Origin of the sequence: Halorubrum distributum JCM 13561, from assembly GCF_000337395.1 — an archaeon.
Lineage (GTDB): Archaea > Halobacteriota > Halobacteria > Halobacteriales > Haloferacaceae > Halorubrum > Halorubrum distributum.
Genome location: NZ_AOJF01000056.1, coordinates 43,674 through 49,689, shown reverse-complemented (window position 1 = coordinate 49,689; position 6,016 = coordinate 43,674). Strand labels below are relative to the sequence as shown.

General features: G+C 69.5%; 6 protein-coding genes. 5 read left to right on the top strand and 1 reads right to left on the bottom strand.

Going from position 1 to position 6,016, the window contains the following annotated elements; genetic code table 11:
- On the bottom strand, window positions 1–1,390 hold a 1,390-nt coding region (locus C470_RS13470), incomplete at its 3' end, for an MATE family efflux transporter (protein ID WP_008367896.1).
- Between the two features lie 364 nt (window positions 1,391–1,754).
- On the opposite strand from C470_RS13470, the gene C470_RS13465 reads away from it, so the two are divergent.
- The 5 genes from C470_RS13465 (at window position 1,755) to C470_RS13445 (ending at window position 6,015) form a co-directional block, all read left to right on the top strand.
- Window positions 1,755–2,594: a COX15/CtaA family protein gene (locus C470_RS13465; RefSeq protein WP_008367893.1), complete on the top strand. Its 840-nt coding sequence runs from the start codon at window positions 1,755–1,757 to the stop codon at window positions 2,592–2,594.
- 122 nt (window positions 2,595–2,716) lie between these two features.
- Window positions 2,717–3,514, top strand: coding sequence for a basic amino acid ABC transporter substrate-binding protein (locus tag C470_RS13460; RefSeq protein ID WP_008367891.1), 798 nt, complete (start codon window positions 2,717–2,719; stop codon window positions 3,512–3,514).
- Between the two features lies 1 nt (window position 3,515).
- Complete coding sequence (locus C470_RS13455) at window positions 3,516–4,346, top strand: amino acid ABC transporter permease (protein ID WP_008367890.1); 831 nt, start codon at window positions 3,516–3,518, stop codon at window positions 4,344–4,346.
- Complete coding sequence (locus tag C470_RS13450) at window positions 4,343–5,089, top strand: amino acid ABC transporter ATP-binding protein (protein WP_007345895.1); 747 nt, start codon at window positions 4,343–4,345, stop codon at window positions 5,087–5,089. The genes C470_RS13455 and C470_RS13450 overlap by 4 nt, the downstream gene beginning before the upstream one ends.
- On the top strand, window positions 5,089–6,015 hold the full coding sequence (locus C470_RS13445) for an amino acid ABC transporter permease (protein ID WP_008367887.1): 927 nt from the start codon (window positions 5,089–5,091) through the stop codon (window positions 6,013–6,015). Before C470_RS13450 ends, C470_RS13445 begins: the two co-directional genes overlap by 1 nt.
- Window position 6,016: the final 1 nt, after the last annotated feature.

Sequence of the window (6,016 nt, the reverse complement as noted above, 5' to 3'; positions counted from 1 at the left end):
CGCCGCCGACGACGTTCGAGACCGGGAAGGCGATCCACAGCCCCATCGCGCCGAGCGACCCGGCGGCGACCCACGCGACCGGCAGGCGGACGAAGCCGAGCGTGATAAGCGAGATGACCGCCGCGATCATCGTGTGGCCGGCGCCGCGAAACCCGCCGGTGTACGCGCGCATGACTCCGATGAACCCGAACGAGAGCCCGCTCACGCGGAGGAACGTCGTCGCGTGGTCGACGACCGCGGGGTCCGGCGAGAAGACGCCGGCGATCGGGCGCGCCCCGAGGACGATGACGCCGCCGCCGACGGTGAGCAGGCCGAGCATGGCACGCGCGCCGAAGTGGTTCGTCTCGGCGGCGCGGTCCAGCTCCTCGGCGCCGATGTTCTGTCCCGTCATCGTCTCGATCCCCTGCGAGACGGCGAGCGCCGGCAGGAAGATCACCGAGAAGATCCGCGTCCCGATGCCGTACGCCCCGCTGACCGCGTTCGGGAAGTTCGCGACCACGACGAGGAGCGCGGTGATCGACACGGAGCGGGCCGCGCCCTCGGCGGAGGCGGGGAGGCCGATGCCGAGGATCGTCTTGCCGAACTCGAGGTCCGGGAGCATCTCCGAGAGCCGGATCCGAACCCCTCGGTCACCGCGGAACATGATCCGAAGCCCGACGAGGAGGGCGAGCGCCCGGGAGCCGACGGTCGCGATGGCGGCGCCGGCGATCCCCCAGCCGGTGAACCCGGTCGCGTCGAGCGCGGCCGCCTCCAGTCCCCCGAGGCCGAGGGCGCCGAACAGGGGGTTCGCGTCGAACCCGAAGATGAAGATCGGGTCGAGGAGGATGTTGAGGACCACCGAGCCAGCCATGACGTACATCGGGGTCACCGTGTCGCCGTAGCCGCGCATCAGCGCCATGAACACCGCGAAGCCGAAGACGGCGAACAGGCCGACCGCGTACACCCGCATGTACTCGACGACGAGCGGCGCCACCGTCTCGTTCACGCCGAGGAGCGCGGTGACGTCGTCGACGAGGACGTAGCCCAGCACGCCCAGCACGACGGAGATGACGGCCGCGTACGCCATCGTCTGCGAGGCGGCGTAGGCGGCGCGCTCCTCGTTGCCGGCACCGGTGTGTTGCGCGACGAGGACGCTCCCCGCGACGGAGACGCCGAGCGCCAGCGAGATCATCAGGAAGACGATCGGGAACGCGAACGTGATCGCGGACAGCGCCTCGGTGCTGTAGCGGCCGAGCCAGAAGGTGTCGGCCAGGTTGTACAGCACCTGAAAGAGGTTCTGGACGACGATCGGTAAAGAGAGGAAGAACAGCGGCCACCCGATGTCGCCCGAGGTGAGGTCCAGCTCGTCGGCCCCCTTGAACAGCGAGCCGATCGAGTCGCGGAGGCCCATCAGCGGGTCACCCCGGAAGGGATCGGATCGTCGCGTTCGCGGAGAGGGCCGTGCGCGGCGTCGGGGATCGGTCGGTCCGTGTGTTCCATTCGGTTCGTACTAATACTGACTGACTGGTCAGTCAAAAACGTTCGGAAGCCGGCGGGCGCGACGCCGCGCTTCCCGGGCGTGGCAGGCGGCCGCATGCGCTCCCCGGGCGTGGCAGGCGACCGCATGCGCTCCCCGGGCGTGGCAGGCGGCCGCATACGCTTCCCGAGCGCGGGGAGCGGCCGAACGGTCTAAGTACGCGCGCGCCCGAATTCGGCCAATGAGTCTTCGGCCCGCGTGGCTAACGTTCAGGCGATACGCGGCGGCGACGACGGGGATGACGCTCGTCCTCTTCTCGCTCGGCGTCTACACCGCGGCGACCGGTTCCGGGCTCGCGTGTCAGGCCCAGTGGCCGCTGTGTTCCGACCAGCTAATTCCGGCACTCACGATCAACCCGGACTTCATCGAGTGGTTCCACCGCGTGTGGGCGATGGTCACCGGCTTCCTCATCGTCGGGGTCGCCGGGTGGACGTGGTTGGGCTCCGGCTTCGAGCGCCGGACGAAACTGGCGGCGACGCTGGCGGTCGCAATCCTCCCGCTTCAGATCACCGTCGGCGCGATCACCGTTACCCTCAGCGGACTCGTCCCCGGCGGGTACACGGTGTCGACTCACGCCGCACACCTGATCGTGGCGCTGGCCATCTTCACCCTGCTCGGGCTGGCGACCATCTGGGGCGGCGGCCGCGGGAACTCGCGGCTGCTCCGCGCGGCCGCAGGGGTCGCGGTCGCGGGCATCGTCGCCAGCGCGGTCTTCTCGCGGGCGGTGCCGTTCCTCACCTACGCGCCGCCCGCGCAGGCCGCCTTTTATATTACCGGGCTCGCCGGACACCTCGGGCTCGTCGCGACGGTCGCGTACGCGACGGAGGCGGTCCGAGGCGGGCACGACGGGCTCGACGCCGGTACCGCCGCCACCGTCCGCGCGCTCGCCGCCGGCTCGATGGCCGCGCTCGTCGCGACGCTGCTTCTCGGCCGCGACCTGGTTCTCTACACCGCGACGTGGCAGGGGATCAACCTCGCCGCGCTGGGAATCGCGGTCGCGCTCGCCGCGGGCGCGGCGTGGACGCTCCGCGGAACGGGCGGGATGCGCGACGGTTCCGTCCCGATCGGCGGCGACTGACCGGCGGCGCGCCGTCGGATTTTTGTTAGCCACCTTGGCAGGGTCGGTGTCGGACCGCCAGAGACGTGTTGATCCTGCCCGAGGGAGGAAAGGTTGAAATCATTCCCCGTACTCGCACAGGTATGACACGCCGCACCCACGCCGACGTGAGCCGTCGGACGTACCTGAAGCTGACCGGCGGATCGGCCGCAGTTGGACTGACCGGCGTCGCCGGCTGCCTCGGCGATGACACCACCACGATCACCCCCGGAACCGCGCCCGGCTTCCCGCCGTTCGAAATGCGGGAGGACGGCGAGCTGGTCGGGTTCGATATCGACCTGCTCGAGGCGGTCGTCGAAGAGACCGACTACGAGCTCGGCGAGTGGGCCACCTTCGACTTCGACGGGCTCATTCCCGCGCTCACGCAGAACGAGGAGATCGACGTCATCGCGGCGGCGATGACGATCAGCGAGGAGCGGCAGGAGACGATCGCCTTCTCGGACCCCTACTGGGAGTCCGACCAGGCGATCCTCGTGCGTGAGGGCGGCGACTTCCAGCCGTCTGGATGGGCGGACTTCGAGGGCACGCGCGTGGGGGCGCAGTCGGGGACGACCGGCGCCGACGAGGTGGAGTCGAACCTCGTCAGCGAGGATATCATCTCGGAGGACAGCTTCTCGACGTACGACAGCTACGTCCTCGCGGTCGAGGATCTCTCGAACGGGAACATCGACGCGGTCGTCGTCGACAACCCCGTCGCGGAGACGTTCGCCGCGAACCGCGACGTGACGATCGCGTTCGTCGAGGAGACGGGCGAGCAGTTCGGCTTCGGGATCCGACAGAACGAGTCCGAGTTCCAGTCCGCGCTCAACGACGGGCTGGCGACCGTCCAAGACGACGGGACGTACCAGGAGATAACGAACACCTGGTTCGGGCAGGAGTAGGATGTCGGTCGCGGGGCCCCTCGCGCTCGACGCGTCCGATAGCCTCGGCGCTCTCGCGTCGAGTACGGCCTCCGGCGAGACGCCGCTACCGGCCGGCGCCGTCGGCTCCGTGAGCGAGTCGATCGACTGGTGGTTGGTCGGCGATCCCGCCGACTGGTGGTTCGTCATCCGGAACGTCGACTACCTGGCCGGCGGCGTCCTGCTGACGGTCGGGCTCACCGTCGCGTCGATCCTGCTCGGGTTCCTCGTCGGCTTCCCCGCCGGCGCGGTGGAGGTGTACGGCGAGGGGCTCCCGAAGCGGCTCGTGAGTACCGCCGGCGTCGTCCTCCGCGGGACGCCGATCGTCGTCATCCTCCTCGTGATGTACTTCGTGATCGGCGTCCCGCAGGTGAACACCGGCGTCGGGTCGATCTCGCCGGCGGTCTCGGCGGGCATCTTAGGGCTGGGGCTGCGGAGCGCGGCGTACCAGTCGCAGATATTCCGGGCGTCCCTGTCGAGCGTCGACGACGGCCAGCTGGAGGCCGGCCGATCCGTCGGGCTCTCGCAGTTCGAAGCGATCCGGTACGTCGTCGTGCCGCAGGCGCTTCGGCGGTCGATCCCGGGGTTCCAAAACGAGTTCACCATCGTGTTGAAGGACACGAGTATCGTCTTCGCGATCGGGCTCGCGGAGCTTCTGACCCGCGGGTACGACCTGTTCACGCAGGAGACGACGGCGGTCCTGGAAGTCATCTTGTTCATCAGTGGCATCTACTTCGTCCTCACGTTCACGACGAACCGCGCGCTCGATTACCTCGGTACCCGCTACGCGATCCCGGAGGGGGAGTCGGCGTGACTGACGGCGACTTCCTCCGGGTGAGCGACGTCTCGAAGTGGTACGGCGACGAGCAGGTGCTCGACGAGGTCTCCTTCGGGATGGACCGGGGCGACGTGACCGTGCTGATCGGCCCGTCCGGCTCCGGGAAGTCGACGATGCTGCGCTGCGTCAACCGGCTCGCGGAGGCCCAAGAGGGCTCGATCACCCTCGACGGCGAGGAGGTCCTCTCGCCCGACACCGACGTCGACGAGCTCCGGCGGGAGGTCGGCATGGTGTTCCAGAGCTTCAACCTGTTCGCACACCTGAGCGCGGTCGGAAACGTCGCGCTCGGGCCCCGCCGCGTCCTCGACCTCTCCGAGGACGAGGCTCGCGAGCGCGCCGCGAACCAGCTGGAGCGCGTCGGCCTCGCAGACCAGCTCGACTCGTATCCGGCCGAGCTGTCCGGCGGCCAACAGCAGCGCGTGGGGATCGCCCGCGCGCTGGCGATGGAGCCGAAGCTCATGCTGTTCGACGAGCCGACGAGCGCGCTCGACCCCGAGCTCATCGGCGAGGTGTTGGAGGTGATGCGGTCCCTGGTCGACGAGGGGATGACGATGCTCGTCGTCACCCACGAGATGAGCTTCGCGCGGGCGGTCGCCGACGAGGTCGTGTTCTTGGACGACGGTCGGGTCGTCGAACGCGGCCCGCCGGAGCAGCTGTTCGAACGCCCCGAGAACGAGCGGACCGGCCGCTTCCTCGAACGCATCGCGAGCCACGACTGATGGCGGGGGCGACGCGACCGCGGACGGTGGGCGAGCGCGTGTCCGACGCGGACCCGTCCGCGGGGAAGGCCCTCCTCGTCGCCGCCGGCGCGCTGTTCTGGGGCTGGCTCGTCGTCAGCTGGGTCAACCGATGGCTCGGCGGCGCCATCGCCCCGGTCGGCGAGCCGTTCGTCGCGCCGGACGCCGTCGAGAGCGCGTTCGCCGCGGTGCCGGGGCTCGCCGCGGTGGCGGCCGACGCCGCGTTCGTGGTCGAACTCTCGCCCGTCCTCGCGCAGGGGACGTGGCTCACGGTCGTCATCACCGGGGTGAGCCTCGTCTGCGGCTTCTTCATCGCCGTGCCGCTGGCGGTCGCGCGGGTGTACGGCCGGTTCTCGGCGTGGCTCTCGCTGGGATACACCGAGCTGTTTCGCGGCACGCCGCTGCTCGCGCAGCTGTTCGTGCTGTACTACGGCCTCAACCTCGCGGCGTCGGTTCCGGCGTCGCTGTCGGGCGTGTTCCCGCGCGACGTGGTCTGGGTCGCGATCCTCGGATTCACGCTCAACGGGGCCGCCTACCAGGCCGAATACATCCGCGGCGCGGTCGAGAGCGTCGACGAGGGGCAGATCACGGCCGGCCGGGCGATCGGGCTCTCGAAGATCGAGTCGATCTACTACGTGGTGCTCCCGCAGGCGCTCCGCTACGCGATCCCCTCGTGGACGAACGAGTTCGTCTACCTGATCAAGTACTCGTCGCTCGCGGGCTTCATCACGGTCCCGGAGCTGTACTACCGGGCCAACCAGGTCGCGACCGACACCTTCCGGTACACGGCCGTCTTCCTCATACTCGGCGCGATGTACCTCGCGCTGGTGCTCACGGCGTCGAAGTTCATGGAGCGCGTCGACGCCCGCGTCGCGATCCCGGGGCTCGGCGCGAACCGCGAGCGGTGAC